The sequence below is a fragment of the Allobosea sp. OAE752 genome (genome assembly GCF_050433265.1).
Lineage (GTDB): Bacteria > Pseudomonadota > Alphaproteobacteria > Rhizobiales > Beijerinckiaceae > Allobosea > Allobosea spartocytisi.
In genome coordinates this window covers 367508-391735 of record NZ_JBNPXO010000002.1, presented here as the reverse complement: position 1 = coordinate 391735, position 24228 = coordinate 367508, and the positions used below count along the sequence as shown (strand labels likewise).

At 67.9% G+C, this 24228-nt stretch carries 25 protein-coding genes; 8 read left to right on the top strand and 17 right to left on the bottom strand.

From position 1 onward, the window contains the following. Positions 1–212: 212 nt before the first annotated feature. Positions 213–1865, bottom strand: coding sequence for an energy-dependent translational throttle protein EttA (ettA, locus tag GGC47_RS06780; protein ID WP_038358914.1), 1653 nt, complete (start codon positions 1863–1865; stop codon positions 213–215). A gap of 123 nt (positions 1866–1988) precedes the next feature. Then, on the bottom strand, positions 1989–2534 hold the full coding sequence (locus tag GGC47_RS06775) for a hypothetical protein (RefSeq protein WP_248311086.1): 546 nt from the start codon (positions 2532–2534) through the stop codon (positions 1989–1991). Positions 2535–2701: 167 nt separating this feature from the next. Here GGC47_RS06775 and GGC47_RS06770 point away from each other — a divergent pair, with 167 nt between their 5' ends. Then, positions 2702–3508, top strand: coding sequence for an MBL fold metallo-hydrolase (locus GGC47_RS06770; RefSeq protein WP_370954350.1), 807 nt, complete (start codon positions 2702–2704; stop codon positions 3506–3508). A 10-nt stretch (positions 3509–3518) separates the two neighbouring features. Here GGC47_RS06770 and GGC47_RS06765 read toward each other — a convergent pair whose 3' ends face one another. Continuing rightward, on the bottom strand, positions 3519–4259 hold the full coding sequence (locus GGC47_RS06765) for an SDR family NAD(P)-dependent oxidoreductase (protein WP_142021786.1): 741 nt from the start codon (positions 4257–4259) through the stop codon (positions 3519–3521). Between the two features lie 112 nt (positions 4260–4371). Here GGC47_RS06765 and GGC47_RS06760 point away from each other — a divergent pair, with 112 nt between their 5' ends. Then, complete coding sequence (locus tag GGC47_RS06760) at positions 4372–4989, top strand: TetR/AcrR family transcriptional regulator (protein WP_142021785.1); 618 nt, start codon at positions 4372–4374, stop codon at positions 4987–4989. A gap of 93 nt (positions 4990–5082) precedes the next feature. Further along, positions 5083–5406, top strand: a complete 324-nt coding sequence (locus tag GGC47_RS06755; protein ID WP_142021784.1) for a hypothetical protein — start codon at positions 5083–5085, stop codon at positions 5404–5406. Between the two features lie 134 nt (positions 5407–5540). Here the strand turns inward: GGC47_RS06755 and GGC47_RS06750 are convergent, their stop codons facing one another. Beyond that, the gene (locus tag GGC47_RS06750; protein WP_142021783.1) at positions 5541–6548 is read right to left on the bottom strand and encodes an aldo/keto reductase; all 1008 of its coding nucleotides are present in this window, start codon (positions 6546–6548) and stop codon (positions 5541–5543) included. A 165-nt stretch (positions 6549–6713) separates the two neighbouring features. Between GGC47_RS06750 and fliK the strand changes: the two genes are divergently transcribed. The 4 genes from fliK (at position 6714) to mog (ending at position 10450) form a co-directional block, all read left to right on the top strand. Next, on the top strand, positions 6714–8378 hold the full coding sequence (gene fliK / locus GGC47_RS06745; RefSeq protein WP_142021782.1) for a flagellar hook-length control protein FliK: 1665 nt from the start codon (positions 6714–6716) through the stop codon (positions 8376–8378). After that, entirely contained in the window at positions 8375–8668 is a 294-nt protein-coding gene (locus GGC47_RS06740) for an EscU/YscU/HrcU family type III secretion system export apparatus switch protein (RefSeq protein WP_112765307.1), read from the top strand. Before fliK ends, GGC47_RS06740 begins: the two co-directional genes overlap by 4 nt. After that, the gene (locus GGC47_RS06735; RefSeq protein WP_142021781.1) at positions 8665–9825 is read left to right on the top strand and encodes a GNAT family N-acetyltransferase; all 1161 of its coding nucleotides are present in this window, start codon (positions 8665–8667) and stop codon (positions 9823–9825) included. The genes GGC47_RS06740 and GGC47_RS06735 overlap by 4 nt, the downstream gene beginning before the upstream one ends. A gap of 91 nt (positions 9826–9916) precedes the next feature. Beyond that, entirely contained in the window at positions 9917–10450 is a 534-nt protein-coding gene (mog, locus tag GGC47_RS06730) for a molybdopterin adenylyltransferase (RefSeq protein WP_142021780.1), read from the top strand. 139 nt (positions 10451–10589) lie between these two features. On the opposite strand, the gene GGC47_RS06725 is transcribed toward mog, so the two are convergent. From GGC47_RS06725 to GGC47_RS06670, 12 genes are all read right to left on the bottom strand, one after another. Continuing rightward, entirely contained in the window at positions 10590–11141 is a 552-nt protein-coding gene (locus GGC47_RS06725; RefSeq protein ID WP_113252504.1) for a glutathione peroxidase, read from the bottom strand. Between the two features lie 111 nt (positions 11142–11252). Beyond that, complete coding sequence (locus tag GGC47_RS06720) at positions 11253–11639, bottom strand: response regulator (RefSeq protein ID WP_038358933.1); 387 nt, start codon at positions 11637–11639, stop codon at positions 11253–11255. 10 nt (positions 11640–11649) lie between these two features. Then, positions 11650–12750, bottom strand: a complete 1101-nt coding sequence (gene cheB / locus GGC47_RS06715) for a chemotaxis-specific protein-glutamate methyltransferase CheB (RefSeq protein WP_429067421.1) — start codon at positions 12748–12750, stop codon at positions 11650–11652. After that, positions 12750–13343, bottom strand: a complete 594-nt coding sequence (locus GGC47_RS06710; RefSeq protein WP_038358937.1) for a hypothetical protein — start codon at positions 13341–13343, stop codon at positions 12750–12752. Before GGC47_RS06710 ends, cheB begins: the two co-directional genes overlap by 1 nt. Next, positions 13340–14218 (bottom strand): CheR family methyltransferase, encoded by an 879-nt coding sequence (locus GGC47_RS06705; RefSeq protein WP_051987500.1) that lies wholly within the window; start codon positions 14216–14218, stop codon positions 13340–13342. Before GGC47_RS06705 ends, GGC47_RS06710 begins: the two co-directional genes overlap by 4 nt. 3 nt (positions 14219–14221) lie before the next feature. After that, the gene (locus tag GGC47_RS06700) at positions 14222–16048 is read right to left on the bottom strand and encodes a methyl-accepting chemotaxis protein (protein ID WP_142021779.1); all 1827 of its coding nucleotides are present in this window, start codon (positions 16046–16048) and stop codon (positions 14222–14224) included. A gap of 64 nt (positions 16049–16112) precedes the next feature. Continuing rightward, positions 16113–16619, bottom strand: coding sequence for a chemotaxis protein CheW (locus tag GGC47_RS06695; protein WP_051987502.1), 507 nt, complete (start codon positions 16617–16619; stop codon positions 16113–16115). A 2-nt stretch (positions 16620–16621) separates the two neighbouring features. After that, the gene (locus GGC47_RS06690; RefSeq protein ID WP_142021778.1) at positions 16622–18964 is read right to left on the bottom strand and encodes a chemotaxis protein CheA; all 2343 of its coding nucleotides are present in this window, start codon (positions 18962–18964) and stop codon (positions 16622–16624) included. Between the two features lie 10 nt (positions 18965–18974). Next, positions 18975–19334 carry a response regulator gene (locus GGC47_RS06685; RefSeq protein ID WP_038358941.1) on the bottom strand — a complete coding sequence of 120 codons (360 nt, stop codon included), beginning with the start codon at positions 19332–19334 and terminating at the stop codon, positions 18975–18977. Positions 19335–19339: 5 nt separating this feature from the next. Beyond that, a complete protein-coding gene (locus GGC47_RS06680; RefSeq protein WP_038358944.1) occupies positions 19340–19654 on the bottom strand; it encodes an STAS domain-containing protein in 315 nt (104 codons plus the stop codon). An 82-nt stretch (positions 19655–19736) separates the two neighbouring features. Then, positions 19737–20204, bottom strand: a complete 468-nt coding sequence (locus GGC47_RS06675; protein WP_038358947.1) for a response regulator — start codon at positions 20202–20204, stop codon at positions 19737–19739. 54 nt (positions 20205–20258) lie between these two features. Then, entirely contained in the window at positions 20259–21761 is a 1503-nt protein-coding gene (locus GGC47_RS06670; RefSeq protein ID WP_142021776.1) for a methyl-accepting chemotaxis protein, read from the bottom strand. Between the two features lie 275 nt (positions 21762–22036). Between GGC47_RS06670 and GGC47_RS06665 the strand changes: the two genes are divergently transcribed. Beyond that, complete coding sequence (locus GGC47_RS06665) at positions 22037–22783, top strand: superoxide dismutase (RefSeq protein WP_142021775.1); 747 nt, start codon at positions 22037–22039, stop codon at positions 22781–22783. Positions 22784–22899: 116 nt separating this feature from the next. Here GGC47_RS06665 and GGC47_RS06660 read toward each other — a convergent pair whose 3' ends face one another. Beyond that, positions 22900–24120 (bottom strand): MFS transporter, encoded by a 1221-nt coding sequence (locus GGC47_RS06660; RefSeq protein ID WP_142021774.1) that lies wholly within the window; start codon positions 24118–24120, stop codon positions 22900–22902. Positions 24121–24228 lie beyond the last annotated feature (108 nt).

The window sequence follows — 24228 nt, the reverse complement described above, 5'->3', positions numbered from 1 at the left end:
AAAGCCTGACGAAGCTTTGGATTCCGCCTCGTCGTAAGGAGACCTACCTTAAGCCGACCTTAAAGTGACCGATGATCGGGGCATGGCCGGGCAGCGTGCCGGGCATTGCGGCATAATGCAGCGGGACGTGCGAACGAGCCACAGCCGGCAAACGGAAAAGCCCCGCGACAGACGAGCTGTCGCGGGGCTTTTTCAGTTCCGAATCGGAAGGCTCAGCGCGTGAACTTCTTGTACTGGATGCGCTTCGGGATGGTCGAGTCGATGCCGAGGCGGCGCTGCTTGTCCTCCTCGTATTCGGCGAAGTTGCCCTCGAACCACTCGACATGGCTGTCGCCCTCGAAGGCGAGGATGTGGGTCGCGATGCGGTCGAGGAACCAGCGATCGTGGCTGATGATCACGGCGCAGCCGGCGTAATCCTCCAGCGCCTCTTCGAGCGCGCGCAGCGTATCGACGTCGAGGTCGTTGGTCGGCTCGTCGAGCAGCAGGACGTTGGCGCCGCTCTTCAGCATCTTGGCGAGATGGACGCGGTTGCGCTCGCCGCCCGAGAGCGAGCCGACCTTCTTCTGCTGGTCACCGCCCTTGAAGTTGAAGGCCGAGCAATAGGCCCGCGAATTGATCTCTTTCTTGCCGAGATAGATGATGTCGTTGCCGCCCGAGATCTCCTCCCAGACGTTCTTCTTGTCGTCGAGCGAGTCGCGGCTCTGATCGACATAGCCGAGCTGGACGCTCTCGCCGATCTTGATCGTGCCGGCATCGGGCTTCTCGACGCCGGTGATCATCTTGAACAGCGTCGTCTTGCCGGCGCCGTTGGGGCCGATCACTCCGACGATGCCGCCCGGCGGCAGCTTGAAGGAGAGCCCGTCGATCAGGAGCTTGTCCTGGAAGCCCTTCGACAGATCCTCGAAATCGACGACGTTGTTACCCAGCCGCTCGGCGATCGGGATGATGATCTGGGCGGTGTCGGGCCCCTTGTTCGAGGCCTTCTGCACCAGCTCGTCATAGCGCTGGATGCGGGCCTTGCTCTTGGCCTGGCGCGCTTTCGGCGAGGCCGAGATCCATTCCTGCTCGCGCTCCAGGGTCTTCTGACGCGAGACGTCCTCGCGGCCTTCCTGGGCGAGGCGCTTCTGCTTCTGCACCGACCAGGACGAGTAATTCCCCTCATAGGGGATGCCCTGGCCGCGATCGAGCTCGAGGATCCAGCTCGTGACGTTGTCGAGGAAGTAGCGATCGTGGGTGACGATCAGGATCGCGCCCGGATAGCTCCGCAGATGGCCTTCGAGCCAGGCAGTGGTCTCGGCGTCGAGATGGTTGGTCGGCTCGTCGAGCAGCAAGAGCTCCGGCTGTTCCAGCAGCAGCTTGCAGAGCGCGACGCGGCGACGCTCGCCGCCCGAGAGCTTGTCCACGGCCCAGTCGTCCGGCGGGCAGCGCAGCGCGTCCATCGCCTGATCGACCTTGGAGTCGAGATCCCACAGCCCCTTCGCCTCGATCTCGTCCTGGAGATTGGTCATCTCGTCGGCGGTCTCGTCCGAATAGTTCATGGCGAGCTCGTTGTAGCGGTCGAGGATCGCCTTCTGCGGTGCGACGCCGAGCATGATGTTGTCGCGGACATTCAGCGTCTCGTCGAGCTTCGGCTCCTGCGGCAGGTAGCCAACGCGCGCGCCTTCCGCGACCCAGGCCTCGCCGGTCCACTCCTTGTCGAACCCGGCCATGATCTTGAGCAGGGTCGACTTACCGGCACCATTGACGCCGAGCACGCCGATCTTGGCGTCCGGGTAGAAGGACAGGTGGATGTCCTTCAGCACCTGCTTGCCGCCCGGATAGGTCTTGGACAGGCCGCGCATATGGTAGATGAACTGACGGGACATGGGGCGAGCGGGCTCCGCTTTCAAACGCTTGGCGACGGGATGTCGGGAAATCTGGCCGCTATGTAGCGAGCGCGGCCAAAGCCCGCAACCGCGAGCAGGCCGGCACGAGGCATATTCGCGGTCTCAGCGCCAGGCGCGCCCGCTGGCATCGCTGCAGCCATAGGGCGGGATTGCGCGCGCGAACCGCTCTTTCAAGCGGCTGCAGCCCCAGGCGCGCAAGGGCTCGGGCAGGCGGCTGTTGATGTCGATGCCAATCTCGTCATAGGGGCTCGCGGCATTGGCGACATAGTCGTACCAGCGATAGCCGATCGTCAGGCCGCATCCGATCACAGTCGAGAGCACGACGAGCGCGATGAAGCGAAGCGGCCTCATCCTGGCCGGCTGAGGCTGCGGCCTTCCCTCCGCGGTCGCGCGGCGTTGGCGCATCGCGGCGATCTGCGCGAAGATCAGCAGCACGACGCTCAAGCCGATGGCGATGCCGCCATACTGGCCGAGCAGGGGCAGTATCTCCGCCTTCACGAATTGCTTCCCGTCCGTGTCGGGAATGAGGAAGCGCGCGCCGCCGTCGACCCGCTCCCAGCCGGAAATCCGGAAAACATAGAAGAACGCGACGAGGCCGCCGGCCAGGAACAGCAGAGCTACGAATCTGAGGCGGTTTGCGACCGACATGGCGTCCTCGCGAAGATGGAACGCCCCGATTGCCCGAAGGCAGAAGCTCTGTCCAGCGCCGTCACGAAACCGCCATCTCGGCGCGCGGCCCCTTCCCCCGGCACGACTTTTGCCGGAAGCTCCCGTGACCTGAACTCATTTGGCCCGAATGCTGCTGGAGCCCGCCAGTGAGCCTGCCCGCCATCCTGTTGCGCCTGCTTGCGCCCCTCGCCTTCGCGCTGCTGGCGACAGCCCACGCCCGCGCCCAGTCGAACGAGCCCGGCTGCCGTCCGGAGATGGCGAGCTATCGCCTGCCGATCCAGCGCGTCCAGCTCGCGAAGGACGAGGCAAGGCTCACCTTCGTCGGCCACGCCACCTTCCTGATCGAGACGCCGGGCGGGGTGAAGATCGCGACCGACTATAACGACTATGTCCGCCCGCCAGTGACGCCCGACATCGCCACAATGAACAAGGCGCACTCGACGCACTACTCCAACCGTCCCGACCCGGCGATCAAGCTGATCCTGCGGGGCTGGGATCCGGAGGGAAAAGGCGCTGCGAAGCACGACGTCAGCTTCGGCGACGTCCGCGTGCGCAACGTGCCGACCAATATCCGCACCTATGATGGCGGCACCGACTATGACGGCAACTCGATCTTCGTCTTCGAGATCGGCGATCTCTGCATCGCCCATCTCGGCCACCTGCACCACCCGCTGGAACCCGGCCATCTGCGGGCGCTCGGCCGCGTCGATGTCGTGCTCTTCCCCGTCGACGGCAGCTATACCCTCGATCAGGAGGGGATGCTGGAGGTGCTGAAATCGCTGCAGGCGCGGGTGATGATCCCGATGCACTTCTTCGGCGGCGGCACGCTCGAACGCTTCCTGTCCCGGACCAAAGGGCTCTGGCCGGTCGAGCGCCGCGACACGTCGTCGATCACGGTGAGCAAGGCGGCCTTGCCGGCGACGCCCACCGTGATCGTCCTGCCCGGGCACTAAGCCGGCGCCGTCAGGTGTTCACGCCGCCATCGATGGCGAAGCCGGCACCGGTGATGAAGCGTGCCTCCTCGCTGGCGAGATAGGCGACGAGCCCGGCGATATCCTCCGGCTTGCCGTAGCGCGGGATCGCCATGCGCGCCCGCTGGGCATCGGCCCGCTCGCCATGGGCCGGATTCATGTCGGTATCGGTCGAGCCGGGATGGACGATGTTGACCGTGATGCCGCATGGGCCGAGATCGCGCGCCAGCCCCTTGGTGAAGCCGATCAGCGCAGCCTTGCTCATCGCGTAAAGCGTGACATTGGGCTCGACGACGCGATCGGCGAGGCAGGAGCCGGTCGAGATGATCCGCCCGCCCTCGCCCAGATGTGCCGCCGCGGCCTGCGAGGCCAGCACCACCGCGCGGACATTGACGGCCAGCGTCGCGTCGATATCGGCGAGGCTCCAGTCGGCCACCGGGCCACCGCGGAAGATCCCGGCATTGTTGACGAGGATATCGAGGCCGCCGAGCGCCTTCACGGCATCATCGACCGCACGCGTCACCGCCCCAGGGTCGGCGCTGTCGGCTGCGATGGCGAAACCCTTGCGGCCGAGGGCCTCGACCTCCCTGACGACCGCAGCCGCCTTGTCGGCGGAGCGTTCATAGGTCAGCGCGACATCGGCCCCCTCGGCGGCGAGCCTGCGAGCGATGGCGGCGCCGATTCCGCGGCTGCCGCCGGTGACGAGCGCGCGCTTTCCGGCAAGGCGTGACATGACAAGCTCCATTTCTGTGATGATCGATACACAATCGATGCCGCGCTTGCCGGTAGCCGTCAAGCGAAATATATAATGAACGTCACAGAATAAATTTCGAGGAGCTCGGCGCATGGCCGAACGGGGCCGTCCACGCAGTTTCGACCGGCAGGCCGCGCTGGAGCGCGCGATGGACGTGTTCTGGGAGCGCGGCTATCAGGCGGCCTCGATGAGCGACCTCACCGAAGCGATGGGCATCAATTCACCGAGCCTCTACGCCGCATTCGGCAGCAAGGAAGAGCTCTACCGCGAGGCCATCAGCCATTTTGCCGCGACCGAGAGCGACGACATCCTCGCACCCTTGAGCGATGCGCCAACGGCGCGGGCGGCCATCGAGGGCTATCTCATGGCCAGCGCCGCGACCTTCACCCGGCCGGGCCGCCCGCCCGGCTGCATGGTCGTGCTCTCGGCTGTCAACGCGGTTGGCGTCGGCGAGGAAACCAGCCGCATCCTGCGCGAGATGCGGGCCGGCAGCATCACGATGATCGAGGAGCGATTGAGCCGCGCCACCGCTGAAGGCGAGCTGCCCACCTCGCTCGATCGCCAGGCGATCGCCAGCTACTACGTCACCGTCCAGCAGGGCATGTCGATCCAGGCCCGCGACGGCGCTTCGCGTCCGTTGCTGGAAGCGATCGTGCGAGGCGCCATGGCGGCATGGGAGAGCCTGACGCGACCACGCGCTGCAGCCTGACAATCCCGTTAACGCCTCGCTGAGGCTGATCCCAGGCTTTGCTTGCCCTTGCGGCAGATCGCGGCATGCTGGCCCGCGATCGGGAGACCGCCCATGCGCCGCATCGCTGCCATCGCCTGCCTCGTCGCCGCAGCCGCCCTCCTGCCCTTGCAGGCGGAGGCCGCACGGTTTCGCCTTGGCGGGCGCAGCAGCGCGCCAGCGGCCAAGGTCAGCCGCGGCATCATCGTCATTCCGGGCGCCGCCGCGGCAAGCCGTACGCAGGCAGCATCCAATGATCAGCCGCAGCGCGTGCCCTTCCCGCCATCCAGTGCGAAACAAGACGACCCGGTGCCGCTGCGGCTCAGCACGAACGGTGACGACAGGAAACCCTGGTGCGGCACCCAGCTCGTCGTCGGCGGCTTCTGCATGATGAATTGAAGCGACGAGTCTGCCGCAGCCGTCATTGCGAGCGCAGCGAAGCAATCCAGGGGATAGGGCTGGACGTCGCACGCAGCTCCTCTGGATTGCTTCGTCGCTTCGCTCCTCGCAATGACGGGAGGCGAGCAGCCTCGTCAGACCCGGCTGACGCGCCCTTCCAGCGGATAGGCCGGGTCGCTGTAGCCCGGGGTCGAGGGATGGCCGGGCGGCACGAGCGAATCCACCAGCGCCTCGTCCTCCCCGGTGAAATCGACATCCAGCGCCGACAGATAGGCCTGCCACTGCTCGAAGGTGCGCGGCCCGGCGATGGCCGCGGTCAGGAGGGTGTTGTTCAGCACCCAGCGCACCGCGAACTGGATCGGGCTGAGCCCGCGCTTCGCCGCGTGCTCCTTGATCGTCTGCGCGATGACGAGGCTCTCCTCGCGCCATTCGGCCTGGAGGATGCGCTTGTCGCCGCGCCCGGCGCGCGTGCCCTCCGCCGGCGCTTGGCCGGGCGCGTATTTCGCGGTGAGCACGCCGCGCGCCAGCGGCGAATAGGAGGCAACGCCGAGCCCGTAATAGCCGCAGGCCGGCAGATGCTCGACCTCGGGCATGCGGTTCATCGCGTTGTAGTAGGGTTGGCTGACGACGGGCCGGTCGATGCCGAGATCGTCGCAGAGCCGGCAGATCTCGGCGAGCCGCCAGGAGCGGTAGTTCGAGATGCCGAAATGCCGGATCTTGCCCTGGCGCACCAGGTCGCCGATGGCGTGGACGGTCTCCTCCAGCGGGGTCTGGTGGTCTTCCTTGTGCAGATAGTAGATGTCGATGACCTCGGTGCCGAGCCGGCGCAGGCTGTCCTCGCAGGCCTGCATCACCCAGCGCCGCGAAAGCCCGCCGCGATTGGGGCCGGAGCCCATGACATTGGCCACCTTGGTCGCCAGCACCCAGTCATGGCGATGCGCGGCGATGGCGCGCCCAGTGACCTCCTCGGAGCGGCCGTCATTGTAGACATCGGCCGTGTCGATGAAATTGATGCCGGCATGATGCGCGTGATCGATGATCCGGCGAGATTCCGCCTCTTCCGTCGCGCCACCGAACATCATCGTGCCCAGGCAGAGCGGCGAGACCTTGAGACCGGAACGGCCGAGGCGGCGATAATCCATGGCGATCATCCTTGGGAACGAGGCGGCGAGCTTGCGGCAGGCGGCGCCACCGCACCAGCGCCGCCGACGCGCGGCCGCCTTGCAAGCTCCGTGCGGCAAGCTCCGCACGGCAAGAGAATCCTTAATCTTTCCTGAGAGGTTGGGGCATCGATTCATGGCCGCCCGATGAACCTCGCCCAGCTCATACTGAGCCAGAACTTCGCCAGATTGCTGCAGGCGCTCGACGCGACCGGCGAGCTTTCGGCCGGCAAGACGGTCGCGGCGCAGCTCATCTCGCTGGACGCGGACGGCACGGCGACAGCCACGATCGGCGATGCCAGGGTCGCGCTCGTCCTCGCCGGCCCCCAGGCGAAGCAGGCGGCACTCCAGCCCGGCGCCACCCTGATCCTGCATCTCGAGGCGCCCGAGCAGCCCGGCGGCGATCTGCGCGCGACGCTCGTCGAGATCCGCCCGCCGACCGGAAGCCCGGCACCCGCTCAGGCTTTGCCGGCATCCTCGTCGCCCCTTCCCGCCACGCCTCCTCTTTCCACCGTCCCGGCCCCGCATCCGGCCGGAAGCACACCGCCGCCTGCGGTAACCGCCCCCACCGTCGGTGCGTCTCCGCTGGAGCCCGGCCGGCCTCCCACGCCGGCAGCGCCTGGGCCCTTGCCCGAAAACGCGCCCCGGTCTCTGCCGGACGCCATGCCCGGTCGCGGAACGCAGGCCGTCCCGGCAGCGGCGCCGACGCCGATCTCGTCGCTGGCATTGCCTGAATCCGTCGAACCGATCTCGGGATCGCCACCGATGGGCGCGACCGTCCGGCCAGCGGCACCCGGCGAGACAGGACAGCCCGCAGCCCCCGCGCCGGTATCGCCGCGTATTGCCATCGGCCCGACGCTGGGCGCGGCGCTGATGCAGCAGGACAGCCTGGCGCCGCTCTTCGCCAATTTGCGCGGCCTCGCCGAGGGCAACGTCGCGCTTACCCTGCCAAAGCCGCTTCTCGCAGCCATCGACCGGATCCTGCGGCAGGCTTTTCCCGCCGAGCGCCAGATCATAACCGGCTCACGCCTGCAGGCGGCCGTGCAGGGCTCCGGGCTGTTCATGGAAGCCCGCGCCGCCGCCGGGCAGGCCCCAGCGCCGCGCGGCGATCTCAAGGCGGGCCTGCTCGCCTTGCGGGAAACGCTCCTGCCGATCGTCGAGACGCTCTCGCCCGAGCCGGCAGCCTCCCGACCGGAGCGTGGAGCGATGCCGCCAGCGGAACCGGCGGCTGACGGCCGTAGTCCCGTTCCGCCGCCACGCCGCGACGGTCCGCTCGCCGCGCAGCCCGCATCGGAGCCGACGCTGCATCCGGGCGAAAAGCCCCTTGCCATCGCCACGACGCTGCTCGACCAGACCGATGCGGCACTCGACCGGATCAAGCTATCGCAATACGCGTCGCTGCCGCTCGATGCCCCGCGTCTCGACCCGGCCCAGTCGCAGCCACAGCGCTGGCTCACGGAGATCCCCCTCGCCTTCCAGCACGGCACCGCGATCCTGCCGCTCCAGGTCGAGAAGGAGCCGCCGCGGCGCGAGGCGCAGGGCGTCTCGCCGCCGCTCTGGCGCATCCGCTTCGCACTCGATGTCGAGCCGATGGGCCCGTTGCAGGGCGTGGTCACGCTGCAAGGCCGCGAGGTCGGCGTCACCCTCTGGGCCGAGCGTGAGGAGACGAGCAAACTCCTGCGCGGCGCGGCGCCCGGCCTCGAAACCGCGCTGCTCCATGCCGATTTCACCGGCGGCGCCATCGATATCCACACCGGGCAGCCGCGCGTAAAGCAGCCGACCGCCGGCCAGTTCCTGGACCGCCTGTCATGAGCGCGCCGCGCCCGCCCCGCATCGCCGTCGCGCTCGAATATGACGGGCAGGGTGCGCCGCGCGTCACCGCCAAGGGCCGGGGCGAGCTGGCCGAACGCATCGTCGAGACCGGTCGCGAGCACGACGTCGCCATCGAGCAGAACGCCGTCCTCGCCCAGGCGCTTTCCGCCGTCGAACTCGATGACGAGATCCCGGAGGAACTCTACCGCGCGACGGCGCAGGTCATCGCCTTCGTGCTGTCGCTGCGCGGCGAACTCGGCCGCCGCAACCGGGACGGCGTCCGGACGTGAGCGGCATCGTCGTCAGGCGTATCGGCCCGGCCGCCTATGCGGCGCTGGGACCGGCCTTTGCCGAGCTCGCCCGGCATGCGCTCGAGCCCAATCCGCATATGGCGCCGGCTGCCGTCAGCGCAGCGACCCTGCTGGCCGAGGAGGACGATATCGTCGTGCTCTGCGCCTGGTACAGCGAGGCGCTGGACTTCGAGCAACTGGTCGGAGTCTGGGCGCTCCGGCGCGAACGCGACTGGCGCAGCGGCTTCGCCGCGGTACTCGTCGCGCCGGTCCTGCCGCTCTACGAGGTCTCTTCCCTGCCGGTGGTCGATCGCGACCATGCGCTCGAGGCCTCGCGCGCGCTGATGCGCTACCTCCTCGCCTCGGGCGACCTGCCGCGAACACTCGCCTTGCCCCTGCTGCCGCTCGAAGGCCCCGGCCATGCGGCGCTCGCGGAAGCCTGTCGCACCACCGGCAGCGTCATCGCGACCTGCGAGCGCTGGGCGCGCCCGGTGATGATCGCGCAACCTGGCGACGACCCCGAGCGCTATCTGCGCCGCGCGCTGGGCTCCGCCTACAAGAAGCGGATGCAGCAGTTCCGCGCCGTCATCAAGAGCGGTGCCCTCACCTTCCGGCGCAGCCGGGGCCAGGCGGCGGTCGAGGCGCTCGACTCGTTCCTGACGCTCGAAGCCGCCGGCTGGAAGGGCAAGGCGGGAACCGCCATCGCCTGCATCCCGGAGGATACCGCCTATTTCCGCCGCCTCGCCGCGCTGTTCGCGGCGGAAGACGGTCTGCTGGTCGACACGCTCCTGCTCGACGGAAAAACGCTGGCGATGGGGCTCCTGATCGAGAGCGCCGGGCGGCGACATTTCCTCAAGATCGCCTATGACGAAACGCAAGCCCGCCATTCGCCGGGGCGCACGCTGACCGTCGCGATGCTGCGCGCCGACCTCACCGGTACGCCGCCGGAGTGCCTCGACAGCGGCGCCGGCGACGGCGTCGATGCCAGCACCTATGTCTGGGGCGAGCGACGCGAGATGGGAAACGCGCTCATCGGCATCGGCCGCAGCCGCATCGGCCTCGCCCGCGCGGCAGCACTCAGCCGGATGTGGCTGCGTCGGCTGCGGGAAGCCGTCCGAGCCCGATCGGGCAGAGCATCTCGTTCCAAACACCCTTGATAGGCAGACCAGGAGGAGAGTTCGCACAGCGCGCGCTTGACCGCCCTTCCCGCTCGCCGATAGAGCCGGAGTGCTTCGCTGGAGACGCCCGATGACCGTTGTCGCCCGGATTGGAATCGTCACGGTCTCGGACCGTGCCTCGGCGGGCATCTATCCCGACGAGGGCGGCCCCGCCATCCGCGACTATTTCGGCCGCGTTCTGACCTCGCCCTGGGAGGCGGTCGCCCGCGTCATCCCCGACGACCGCAAGCTGATCGCCGAGACGCTGATCGAACTGTCCGACCGTGAGGGCTGCTGCCTCGTCGTCACCACCGGCGGCACCGGCCCCGCACCGCGCGACGTCACGCCGGAAGCGACGGAGGACGTGATCGAGAAGCCGATGCCCGGTTTCGGCGAGTTGATGCGGCAGGTCAGCCTCGCGAAGGTTCCGACCGCGATCCTCTCGCGCCAGACCGCGGGCATCCGCGGCCGCACCCTGATCGTCAACCTCCCCGGACGCCCGCGCGCCATTGCCGAATGTCTCGACGCAGTGATGCCGGCGATCCCCTACTGCATCGACCTGATCGAGGGTCCTTATCTGGAAACCGACCCGGCCCTGATCGCGGCGTTCCGTCCGAAGAAGTAGGCTGCCCACGGTTTCGGCATCGTCACCCCGGACGCAGCGAAGCGCAGATCCGGGATCCATGCCTGAACTTTTATCGCAAGCGCTCTGGATGGATCCCGGGTCAAGCCCGGGATGACTCCCGTTTCCAGCGAAAACGAGGCTACCCCGCCTGCAATTCCTGCCCGATCGCCCTGACGAGCTGCGGCGAGAGCGGATCGGTGCCGGCCGGATAGCCGCCGACGAGCTCGCCATGGGAGCCGATCAGGTATTTGTGGAAATTCCAGCGCGGCGTCTCCGCCGGCTTCTGCGCGGCCGCCCAGCGATAGAACGGATGCGCCTGCGGCCCCTTCACCACGGTCTTCTCGACGAAGGCATAGGTCGCACCATAGCTCTCGCGCGCCGCCTCGGCGATGGCGGCACCGTCCAGCGGCTCCTGCCCGCCGAAATCATTGCTCGGCACGGCGACCAGCATCAGCCCGCGCGGCTGGTAGCGTTGCCAGAGCTGTTCCAGCGTCGCCATCTGCCCGGCATAGCCGCAGCGCGTCGCGGTGTTGACGACGAGGATCGGCCGGCCGCGATAGTCCGACAGTGCAAGCCGCCCGCTGCCGGGCCTGTCGAAGCCGAAGGCATAGGCGTCGGCAGCCTGCGCCGCGGCGCGACCCGGCAACGCCGCCAGCGCACCGAGGCCTGCGATCAACGTCCGCCTGTCCATGTCAGACCCCTTATACGTCTCCGACCCGCAAATGGATGCGCCCCGAAACCTTCCGGCTCCGGGGCGCATCGGCAATGCACATGTCCGCGAGCCACGCTCGCGGAGGGAGCCTCAGCAGGCGAGGACCTTCTTCACCCGCACCTCGAGGTCGCGCAGCTCATAGGGCTTCACGACGTAATGGTCGGCGCCGTTGCTGGTCGCCTCGTCCATCTTGTCGACCGAGCGCTCGGAGGTCGCCATGATGATCTTGATCTGGTTGAGCTCGGGCACGGAGCGGATGGCGCGCAGCAGATCGATGCCGCTCATGCCTTCCATGTTCCAGTCGAGCAGCAGCAGGTCGTAGCGCTTCTGCTGCATCTTCATCAGCGCCTCGCGGGCGTTCTCCGCCTCGTCGATATCCTGAAACTCGATCTGCTTCAGGAAATAGGTCGCGAGCCCGCGCATGCTTTTCTGGTCGTCGACCACGAGGATGCGGTAGTCGCTTCTCGCCTTTGACATCACACTCTCCTCACGCGGTCCGCAGATGCGAGCGATCGCCGATGAGATGGCTCACCGTCGTGCCGATCTGGTCCAGCGGGACAACCCGTTCGGCTGCTCCGATCTCGAAGGCCGCTTTCGGCATTCCGTTTACCACGCAGGTCTCCCCGCTTTGGATTAACGTTTCGGCTCCGGCTTTCCGCATGGCTAACAAACCGTCAGCACCGTCCCGGCCCATGCCGGTGAGCAGGATGCCGACCGCCTGCGAACCGATACTGCGTGCCACCGAATGGAACATCACGTCGACGGAGGGCGAATGCCCGCTGACGAGCGGCCCCTCCTTCAGCACGCAGACGAACTCGCCGCGCCGCTCCTCGATCTCGAGATGGCGCGGCCCGCCCGGCGCGACCACCGCCATCCCCGGCTTCAGGCGGTCGCCATCGGCGGCCTCGCGCACGTCGAGGCCCGTGGCGCCCGCCAGCCGCGCGGCGAATTTCGCCGTGTAGCCGGGCGGCATGTGCTGGACGACCACGATCGGCAGCCGCAGATGCGCAAGATCGCGCATCACCGCCTGCACGGCCGGCACGCCGCCCGTCGAGGCTCCGATGGCGATCAAGGAGGTCCTGCCCACGCGCGCCGGCTCCCGCGGCAGGGCCGTCGGACGCGCCGGAGCGCCACCTTGCGCCATCTGCCGGGCGGCGGCGATCATCTTGCGGCTGGCCGCGGCGCGCTGCAGCGCCGCCACCAGATGCTTCATGAAGCCTTCGAGCGTATGGGTCGTGCCGTCCGGCTTCTCGATGAAGTCGATGGCGCCGAGCTCCAGCGCCTGGATGGTGTTGTCGGCGCCGGGGCCCCCGAAAGCGGAGACGATCAGCACCGGCAGCGGATCCTGCTTCAGAACCCGCGCGAGGAGCTTGAGGCCGTGCCGGCCCGGCAGTTCGAGGTCGAGCGTGACGACATCGGGCCGCAGGTCCTGGATCGCGTCCCAGCCTTCCTCGGCGCTGCCGGCGACGCCGATCACCTCGAAACCCGGCGCCCCGTTGATGATCTGCGTCATCAGCTTCTGCATCAGCACGGAATCGTCGACGACGAGAACCTTGACCGGCGCGGCGGAGGATGTCGCCATGCTCATCACCAGACCTCCACTTCACCAGCCACGGGCTGGCTCTTGAGCCGGTTGAGATAGGCGATTTCCTGCTCGTGGCCGCTATCGCGTGCCGTGGGCTGGACATGCTGCACCCAGGCTCGCCCGGTCGAGGGCTGGTAGTGGATGCGCCGCGAGCGCGTGCCGCCGACATCCCGCGAGACCACGGGAATGCCCTCGACCTTCAGGAATTCGTTGACGAAGGCGATGTTGCCGTCGCCGATGGCCAGCATCGTCGCGCCCGAGAGCACGCGCGCGCCGCCGAACACCTTGGCCTCGAAATTCTGGCGCCTGGCGCCGCGCTTCAGCAGGGCGTTGATCAGCACCTCCATCGCCGTGTCGCCATAGCGCTCGCCGGCGCTGGCGTCTGTGCCGCCATTGTTCTTCGGCAGCAGGAAGTGGTTGAGGCCGCCGACGCCGGCTTGCGGATCGCGCAGGCATACCGAGACGCAGGAGCCCAGCACGGTGGCGACGATCTCGTCCTTGGCCGATGTGATCTCGTGCTCGCCCGGCGCGACGGTGATGATCGTCGCCTCGAAGCGCGGATCGAAATAGCGGCGGGAGGATCGGGAGACGCTCATGCTGTTCTCTCGTAGATGGTGCGCCCGATCAGCCGCAGATTGGGATGCGGCTGCGGCAGTGATTCCGAATGGCCGAGATAGAGGAAGCCGCCGGGCGACAGCAGCGCCACGAAGCGGTCGAGGATCGAGGCCTTGGTCTGCGTGTCGAAATAGATGAAGACGTTGCGGCAGAAGATGACGTCGAAAGGTCCCTTCATCGGCCAGGTCTCGATGAGGTTCAGGCGCTTGAAGGCGACCATCCGGCGCAGCTCCTCGCTGATGCGCGCATCGCCCCGGGTGGAACCGGCTTCCAGCCGCATCGACGGTTTCACATCCGCCGGCAGGCGCTCGAACAGGTCAGCCGGGTAGATGCCGGCCTCGGCCCGCGCGAGAATATCCGTGTCGATATCCGTAGCCAGGATCCTGAAGTCGAGATCGCTGCGCGGGCCGATCGCCTCGCGGCAGGTGGCGGCGATCGAATAGGCTTCCTCGCCGGAGGAGCAGGCCGAGGACCAGATGCGGATGCGCCCGCGCCGGCCGGCACGTTCCTGGACGAGGCGCGGCATCACCTCCCGACGCAGATGGTCGAAATGGTGGCGCTCGCGGAAGAAGGCGGTGTGGTTGGTCGTCACCGCGTTGATCAGCTCGGGCAATTCGCTCGCCGCCTGCGGCGTCTTCAGGAAGGCGCAGTATTCCGCGACCGAGCTCAGCCCCAGCGCCTTCACCCGCCGCGCGAGACGCCCGCGCGTCATCGCCTCCTTGTGCTCGCGGATGACGATGCCGGCCTGCTCATAGACCAGCGCCGCGATGAACTTCATGTCCTCGCGCGTCAGGGTGATGTCCGCGCCGATCGCCGAAGCAGGAATCGTGGCCGGGATGATGCCGGATAGCGACATGGCTCAGAACCCCGGCCGTCCGTTGAGGTGCCGCTCGCCATTGGCGACGCGTCGCGTGGGAATCGTAGAGGACAGGGCAGCGTCAAATTCCCCCACCGAAGCTACGGGACGGCGCGCGGGCCGCGTCTGCCCGGAGGCTACCCCGCCGGTGTGGAAGCCGGCGACGAGATCGCCGAGCGCGGCGACCTGGTCGACGAGTTCCCCGGCGGCTTGAGCCGAGCGCTGCGCCAGGGCGCCGTTCTGACGGATGCCGCCGTCCATCTGGGCGACGCCGCCGCTCATCGCCTCGACGCCCTTGGTCTGCTCGGCCGCTTCGGAGGCGATGTCGCCAATGGTCGAGGACACCTTTCCGACGGCGGCGACGATGCGGCCGAGTGCCTCGCCGGTGCCGCGAACGCAGCGCACGCCTTCCGCCACCTGCCCGTTCGAGGTCGCAATCACGCCTTTGATATCCTTGGCCGCCTGCGCCGAGCGCTGCGCCAGCGTGCGCACCTCCGAGGCTACGACGGCGAAGCCCTTGCCGGCATCACCGGCCCGCGCCGCCTCCACCGCAGCGTTCAATGCCAGCAGGTTGGTCTGGAAGGCGATCTGGTCGATCACGCCGACGATGTCGGAAATGCGGGTCGAGGAGCCTTCGATCCGCTCGATCGCGTCGACCGCCTGGCCGACCACGTTCTGCCCCTCCTGCGCAACGCCCATCGTCTCGCTGGCGAGTTCGGTGGCCTCGCGCGCGCGGACCGTGCTCTGGCGGGCGGACGCCGCGATCTGGCCGGCGACGACGGAAGCCTCGCCGAGATCGCTGGCGGAGCGCTCGGTTCGCGCCGCGAGATCCCCCGTCGTTGCGGCGATCTCTCCGGCGACCCGGCCGGCCTGCTCCGCCGTCGATTGAACCCTGCGCACGGTCTCGCCGAGCCAGTCGAGCGCATCGTTGAAATCATGCTGCAGCGCCGCGAGCCGGCCGCGATAGCGACCGGTCATGCGCCGGGAAAGATCGCCCTGCACCAGAGCGCCGACGACTTCGGCGACATCCCCGAAGGTCTCCTCCGCCACGGCTCCGACGCTGTTCATCCCCGCGACGACCTCGGCCAGAGCGCCGCCCTTGGGATCGACGGCGATCCGCCGGGAGAAATCCCCCTCCAGCGCGGCAGCGACGGCGTCCTTGACCGCAGCGGTCATGACGAAGGCCTCGCTGAGCTCCTGCCATTCCACGATCGTGCCGGCCTCGACCGCCCCGGATGCCGCGACGGGCGTCAGCGTGAAGCGGATGGTGCGGCGCCCCAGCACCATCTCGACGGGCAGGCCCGTGGCACCATAGCCCTGCTCGCCCTGCACGCGCTCCATCACGCGCCCGAGCATGTCCTTGGCGGAGCAACCCGGAAAGGCGGCGCGGAAATCCTCCTGCGCCTCGCCGAAGAAGCGCAGCAGCGCCTTGTTGACATAGACGACGCCACCCTCGGCATCGCAGATCATCAGCTTGGCGCCGGCATGGTCGAGCGCGACGCGGATGCGGCCGGATTCCAGCATTGCGTCGTGAAGGCCGTCGAGGGCGTCAGCCAGGCCGGTTTCCTTGGCGGCACGCGCCGGCGCGGCCTGCCCCCGCGCGGCAAGAAGCCGCGACAGGGACTCACGAACCGGCGAGAGCGAGCGGGTCGCGCCCCACGCGGCGAGGCCACCGAGCAGCGCGACGGCGGAAACGGCGCCGACGCCGAGCGCCGGCATGCCGGACGAAGCTGCGAGATAGGCGAAGCCGCCGGCGAACACAGCCGAGCCGGCGGCGGTCAGCGGCTGGCTGACCGTCAGATGCGAGAGAGAGCCGAGGGCGTTGCCCATGCAGTCAGGTCGTTTCTTGGTCTGGCCCGCTCTCTCACGCTACGCCGGGCTGGTCGCTGGATACTCAGGCGGCGCGGTTGGCCTTGGCTTGGGTCTCGACGCCGCCGTCGCGGATCACCGCGGCAAGATCGAGCAGCGCGACGATGTCGGTGTCGAGCAGCACGAGACCTTCAATCAGGCCGTGCTCGTCGCGCTCCAGATCGGGCGCCGGGCGCACGGCCGAGACCGGCACGTCGACGATGTCGGAGACCGAGTCGACCAGCAGGCCCGCCGTCTTGTCCTCGACATCGACGACGACGATGACATGGGTCGCGGTGGCATCGGTGACGCCGAGCCCGATGGCAGTGCGCAGATCGTAGACCGCGAGGATGACGCCGCGCAGGTTGAGCACGCCGCGCACATGCTGCGCCGCGTGCGGCAGCGGCGTCGTCGCCTGCCAGCCCTTGATCTCGCGGACCATGCCGACATCGATGCCGAAGGTGCGGTCGCCGACCTTGAAGGTGACGATCCGGCGCGCCGCCGCTTCTGGCTGCGCAGACGAGAAGTGCTTTTCGCCGAGTTGGAGGCTCATGATCATCCAGCCATCTTGAGGTCAGATAGGGGCGCGCGGTCGCCGGAGGCGGCGAGCCGCAGCATGGAGTCGATGTCCAGGATCAGCGCGACGAGGCCGTCGCCTAGGATCGTCGCCGCAGAGGCACCGTTGACGGCGCCGTAATTCGCCTCGAGGCTCTTCACCACCACCTGCTGCTGGCCGACGATCTCGTCGACCGCGATGCCGACATTGTTGCCGCGCTCGGTCTCGGCGATGATGACGATGTTCTCGTTGGTGGTGCCGGTCGAGCCCATCACGGCGCCGAGCCGGTACAGCGGCGTGACCTCGCCGCGCCAGCGCAGCACCTCCTGGCCGAAGGGCAGCTTCTCGATCGGCGTCGAGGCGAGATGCTGCGTCTCGATCACCGACGCGATCGGGATGACGTAGCGGTCGTCGCCGCAGCGGATCACCATGCCTTCGAGCACGGCGAGCGTGAGCGGCAAGGCCAGCGTGAACTTGCAGCCTCGGCCCGGCTCGGAATCGACGCTGATGCGCCCTCCGAGCGACTCGACGTTGCGACGCACCACATCCATGCCGACGCCGCGGCCGGAGATGTCGCTGACCGCTTCCGCCGTCGACAGGCCAGCGGCGAAGATCAGCTGGTCGATCTCCTCCGGAGCGAGCTTCTCCTCGGCTCCCACGAGGCCCCGCGAGCGCGCCTTGGCGAGCAGGCGGTCACGGCCGATCCCGCGCCCGTCATCGGTGACGGAGATCACGATGCGCCCGGCGCGATGCTCGGCGATCAGCCTGATCGTCCCTTCGCGCGGCTTGCCGGCCTCCACGCGCTCGTCCGGCGTCTCCAGCCCGTGATCCATCGAGTTGCGGATCATATGGGTCAGCGGGTCGGCGAGCTCCTCGATGATCGTCTTGTCGACCTCGGTGTTCTCGCCTTCGAGCACGAGGCGCACTTCCTTGCCGAGCGTCTGGGCGAGCTCGCGCACGAGGCGCGGCATGCGCTGGAACACCGCCTTCACCGGCTGGGCGCGCACGGCCATGACATGGTCCTGCAATTCGCGCGTCTGGCGCGACAGCGTCAGGATGCCTTCGGCCGTCTTGGCGTAGACGTCATAGGGCAGCGAACGCACGCATTCGACCAGCATCGACTGGGTGATGACGATCTCGCCGACGAGGTTCATCAGCTTGTCGATGCGGTCGAGATCGACGCGCACGCTGACCGCTTGGCGCTGGCGCGCCGCGGCCTGGTCGTTGGCCGGCGCGCGCGGCGCGGCGCGGACCGCGGGGACGGCTTCGGCGACGGGAACGGGAGCCGCGGCCGGCACGGGAACCGGAGCGGGCTGGATGTCGGGTTGCCCCGCCATGTCCGGCGCGGGGCCGAGCTTCGCCAGGATCGCCGAAAGATCGGCGGCCACCGAGGTCGGGACTTCGGGCTCTGGAGCAGCGGCAACCGGCGCCGGCTCGGCGGCGGGAGTTGCATCGGACAGCTCGATCTCGAATTCCTCGTTGGCGAGGCTGAAATCGAAACGCCCGTGCAGTTCCTCGATCGAAAGTTCGGTTCGCAGGTCGACGTCGAAGCGCAGCCAGCAATCGGTGACGTCGAGCGTCTCCAGCGGCGGCACCTTACTCAGGTCGCAGCGGATCGCCACGATGTCATCGGCCGGCAGCGAGCCCAGCACCACGCGCGGCTCGATGACGCGGCGGAAGAGATCGGTTTCGGGTGCGATGCGCAGCCGCACGTCGCGGCCGGGCTTGGCCGCGGATGCGAGCCGCATCCGAGCCGCGACGGGTTCGTCATCGTCCCAGCCATCGTCATTGGCTTTGGCCGGCGCCACGGTGGACTTGGCCTCGACCATGGCGAGCAGGTTGCCGAGAGCGGCCAGGCCCGGAGGCGCCTCATCAGCAGCGGGAGCAGGCGAAGTTGCTGGAAGCGCGGCAGCGGGCGCGGCCGCCGCCGGCGCAGCCACCGCTGGCGCCGCCTGTGCACGCGGCTCCTGGCCGACCTGCTCCAGAGCGGCGAGAAGATCGGGCCGTTCGGTCGCGGGTTCGTCGTTCCGCGCAGCCGAAACCAGATCGGCGACCGCGTCCGAGCAGCGCAGGAAGAGCGTGAAGGGCGCATCCTCGATCGCGACGCGGCCCGACCTCAGATGGTCGAGAGAAGCCTCGAAGACATGGGCGAAACCGACGAGCTCGGTGCAGCCGAAGGCCCCCGCCCCGCCCTTGATCGAGTGGATGGCGCGAAAGGCCGCGTTGACGTCCTCCGGATCGCTGGAGCCCTCGTCGAGCGCCTGGAGCTTCTGCTCCAGCGCCCCGAGGAGCTCGTCGCATTCCTGGAAGAAGGTCTGCTTGAGTTCTGCCAACGGATCCATCGGCCGCCCTTCAGTTCTGGTAGCGGGCGACGAGGCCGAGCAGGGTGTTGGGTTCGAAGGGCTTGACCATCCAGGCGCTGGCGCCGGCGCGGCGCCCCTCGGCCTTGATCTCGGCGCCGTTCTCGGTGGTCAGCACGATGATCGGCGTGTTCTGCCCCAGGGGCCGCGAGCGGCAGGCGCGCGTGAACTCGATGCCGTCCATCACAGGCATGTTGAGGTCGGTGATGACAAGATCCGGCTTGAACTGCTCGAACTTCGTCAGGCCGTCCTCGCCGTTCTCGGCCTCCGCGACCTCGTGCCCGGCATTGCGCAAGGTCAGGGTGAGCAGGGCAAGCAGCGTCTTCGTATCGTCGATGGCCAGGATCTTCATGCCTGTCACTCCAGAACGAGGGGGCTTCGAGCGGCATCGAAGCCGATCGCCCGCAAGGATTCGCGGCATTCGGAGGAAGCCGCCTTGAGCGTCACCGAAAGCCCTCGCGCGACGGCGCTGACGGCAGCGGAATGGAGGAGCTGGATCCAGAGACTCGGCAGCGGGCCGGCTCCGGCGCATTCGACGGAGACGCTTTCGTTCTGCTCAAGCGCCACCAGGAGCTGGTTGCGAAAGGCAGCCGCCTCGGAGCGTCCGAGGAAGGGCGGGAGCGAAACGGTGATGACCATGAAGGCGCGACCCTGGATAATGCCCGCAAGCATCGCGCCGGACTGGTAAAAATTTCGCTAAACCACGCCGCCAGCGTCAATCATTCGGGCATTTCAGCGGCAGGGTGTGTGTTCATCAGAACATGTTGTTGCTGATGGCGCGCGGCACCAGCGTCACCACGCCAGCTGTCTCCCGGTATTTGCGCGGTATGTTGATGATGCCGGAAAGATGGACCCATAGATTGTTCGGCGAAATCGGCTTGATGATGATCTCATGCGCGCCGAGCTTCGCCGCCTGGACGACCGAGCGCTTGTCGGCTCGCTCCATCATCACCAGCACGGGTGCCTTGGCGAAGGGCGAGGTCTTCTGCGAGCGGATCGCCGACAGGCATTTCGGCCCGCCATTATCCGGCAGATCCCAGTCGAGAATGACGATGTTCGGCTGCTTCTGGATGAAGATCGCCGCCGCCGAAGGCAGGTCGGCGGCCTCGAAGATGCGGTGAAGCTGCGCCTGATACAGCATCGTGCGGATGATCCGCCGGTAATGCGGACTGGCGTCGATCAGCAGCACGGAAAGGTTTGGAAAGGATGGCGCGATGTGCATGGCGCTGACTCGGAACTCGCTCACTCAACTCGACTGGCCGGAATCGCGGCGGCGCTAGACCTTCAACCCGATGCGGAAACCGCCCCAGTGCCGGCCTTTCACCATGATCGGCACCGACAGATCCTCCATCACCAGGAACTCGCCGCCGCCCATGTCGCGCCGATAGCTCTGCAGCAGGAACGGCTTGCGGTTGCGCGCCGCCGCCAGCCCGGTGCGATCGTCGAAGATGCGGCGGTTGCGGCAATTGGCGTTGTTCCAGACCGGGTCGCTGCCCTGGGGTTGCGCATATTTGCGGTTGTGCGTCGGCAGGAAGCCGTTGCGATCAACGGCCGCGCAGAAGACGATGCGGTCGTTGGACGCCAGGAGCTTCTCCTGCAGCGGCGGCAGCAACCGGTCCGTCAGCGCGACGAAACGGGTCAGGTATTGCTGCGGGTCCGAGCCCGGTATCAGCGTATAGGATTCATCGAACAGATCGGCGAGGCCGAACTCGCCGCGTGCGAGCCCCTGCTCGAACAGGGCCGCGATGCTGCCGGCCGTCTCGACGGCGGCCGCGATCAGCTCCGATTGCGCGGTCCGCACGCCCGAGGCCGCGATCGAGCCGAGGATGCCTTCGCTGATCGCCACCAGAGCGTCGGTGCGCTGCGCCGCCCGCTCGAGATTCTCCGTCGATCGGTCGACGCCCGCCACCAGACCGGCAAGGTCCTGTCCGGCCTTGGTGCAGGCAGCCGCGTTCTCCCGCGTCGGCTGCGAAATCGCCTCGATCTCCCCGATGAGCTGGACGACGGAGCGGCCGAAGCTGTCGAGCTCGCCAATCTGCGACGAGATCGTCCGGCTGCCGTCGATGGCGCGCCGTGCCGTCTGCGCATTGTCCTCGCTGCGCCGGGCCAGCCCATCGACCGCGCGCACCAGCATGTCGAGCTGGCGGGCGCTCGCGGCGGTTGCCTCGCGCGTCTGCTCGGCCAGCGCCTTCACCGCGGCCGCGATGACCGCAAAGCCCCTGCCGGCCTCGCCGCTGCGCGCCGCCTCGACACCCGCATTGATCGCCAGCAACTGGATCTCGCGGGTGATCGCCTGGATCGCGTCGCTGGAGGCGCGCGCCTTATGCGCGTCGGTCACCGCCTGCGCCAGCGCCTGCGACATCGACTGCGCCTCGTCCGAAAGCGTCTCGATGTCGGTCTGGGCCGCGTTCAGCCCGAGCTTGACCGAGCCGGTGACGCGCTCGAGCCCGCTGCGCACGGCGGAAGCCGCGGCCTGGGCGCCCTCCGCCGCCTGCTGGATCGCGTTGTTGGCATGCGAAACCTGATCGACCGCGCCGACGACACGGCGCAGGCCGCTCGTCTGCCCGTCGAGCTGGCGGCTGACATCGACGATGCGCCCAGCGACATCGGTGATCTCGGCGCCGAGCTTGCCGAAGCGCTCCGCGATCTCGCGGACGGCCCGCGCCGCGCCGGTTTCGACCGGCACGGCCTCGCCGGCCGGCAGGATCGCGGCCGGCGCGGATGCCGCCGGCGCAGGCTCGTGCGGTAGTGCTACGACCTTGAGAGCCTGTGCCTGCATGACGGCGCGCTTCCCGGCTGGATTCCTTCCGGAACGTAGCCAAACGCGGTAAACTGGCGGTTAAGGGCCCCCACCCGCCGCCGATACCGCTAGCCGAGTGCCCTGTAGGATGGCAGCATGCACGCGCCGCGGCGATGCGGCCTCTGCGGAAGGGCACGGCGGATGACGCAGGAACACCTTCCGTTCCCGCGCGTCACTCTCAAGAACAGCCCGACACGACGAGGATCGGAATCCCAACGTCCCCACGACCGCAACCCTTCTGGAGAGACGCCATCATGACCGCAGCCATCACGCTTTCGCGCCGCAGCCTGTTCGCCCTGAGCGCCGGTGCCGCTCTCTTCGCTTCCGCCCCGAAGGTCTGGGCGCAAGCCGCCGCGCCGGCGGCTCCCGCCGGCCCCTTCTCGCTGCCGAAGCGCCCTTACGAGGCCAACGCCCTCGAACCCCATATCGACGCGGCGACCATGGATATCCACTACAACCGCCACCACGCAGCCTATGTCGCGGCTCTGAACGGCGCCGCGAAGGACAATGGCGTCATCGCCAAGGCCACGGTCGGCGAGTTGCTAGCCGATCTCAACCAATTGCCGGAGAGCCTGCGCACGCTGGTCCGCAACAATGGCGGCGGCCATGCCAACCACACGATGTTCTGGGAGGTGATCGGGCCGAATGCCGGCGGCGCGCCGGGCGGCGAGGTCGCGGCCGCGATCACGCGCGACCTCGGCGGCTTCGACAAGTTCAAGGCCGATTTCGAGGCGGCAGGCCTGCGCGTCTTCGGCTCAGGCTGGGTCTTCGTCACCGTCGACAAGGCCGGCAAGCTGAGCCTGCTGCCGCGGCCCAACCAGGACAGCCCCGTCATGGACAAGCAGATGGTGCTGTTCGGCAACGACGTCTGGGAGCACGCCTATTACCTGAAATACCAGAACCGCCGCGCCGACTACCTCAAGGCATGGTGGAACGTGGTGAACTGGGCGAAGATCGAGGAGCGCTATGCCGCCGCCAAGGCGGGCAAGCTCGCGATCTGACGGGCCGCTGCCAAGCCGTCATTCTCGGGCGAAGCGAAGCGCAGACCCGAGAATCTCCTGCCAAAGATGCTCGGGCCAAGCCCGAGCATGACGGCGCGCGAGCGTGCCGCGCGCGCCTAATGCCCCACCTTCGTCCCGCCGCCTTCGCTGATCCGGGGCAGGAACCAGGCGAGCAGACCCACAAGCGGAATGAAGGAGCACAGCTTGTAGACCATCTCGATGCCGAGATGGTCGGCGAACTCGCCCAGCAGTGCCGCCGCAAGGCCGCCGAGGCCGAAGGACAGCCCGTAGAAGAAGCCGCCGACGAGCCCGACCCGCCCTGGCAGCAATTCCAGCGCATAGATCAGGATGGCCGCGAAGGCGCTCGACATGATGATGTTGATGATCACCGTCAGCACGCCCGTCCAGAACAGATCGGCATAGGGCAGGATCAGCGTGAAGGGGAGCGCGCCCAGGATCGAGAACCAGATGATCTTGTTGCGGCCGATGCGGTCGCCGAGCATGCCGCCGCCCACTGCACCGACTGCCGAGGAGGCCAGGAACAGGAACAACATCTCCTGCGAATGCTGGATCGAGATGCCGAACTTGCCCATCAGGTAGAACGTGTAGAACGAGCTGAAGCTCGCCGAATAGGCGTTCTTCGAGAACAGCAGCACGATCAGGATGAAGATCGCGAAAGCCACCGAGCCTTTGCCCGGCCGCGCTGCGGCAGCCTTGGCCGCGCCCGCCGGCTTCGGCGGCCGCGCCCGGTCGAGCCTTGCATAGCTCGCCGCGGTCCAGACCATCAGCATCATCGCGACGAGCGCCGCGACCGAGAACCAGGCGAGGCTCCCCTGCCCGCGCGGCACGATGACGAAGGCCGCGAGCAGCGGCCCGAGCGCCCCGCCCGTCTGGCCGCCGAGCTGGAAGATGCCCTGCGCCAGCCCGTGCTGGCCGCCCGAGGCGTTGCGCGCCATGCGGGTCGCCTCGGGATGGAAGATCGAGGAGCCGATGCCGACGCAGGCCGCCGAAAGCAGCAGGAAGCCGTAGCTGCCGGCATAGGCCAGCCCGATCAGCCCCGACAGCGTGAAGCCCATGCCGACCACCATCGAATAGGGCATCGGATGCTTGTCGGTGTAGAGCCCGACCGCCGGCTGCAGCAGCGAGGCCGAGACCTGGAAGGTCAGCGTGATCAGGCCGATCTGCCCGAAATCCAGCCGGTAGGAATCCTTGATGATCGGATAGATCGCCGGAATCAGCGACTGGATCATGTCGTTCAGCAGATGCGTGAAGCTGAGAGCGATCAGCACGGGCATCATGGCGCGCTGTGCTGTCGAAACCTGGACCGCGGCTGTCATCGGGTTATCGAACGATTCTGAGGTTAGGAAGCTGGCTTCCGGTTCCTAGTAGACGATCGCCCCCCTTGCGACAATTTGCGCGCCCCATCGGTGGGAGGGTGGCGGCCA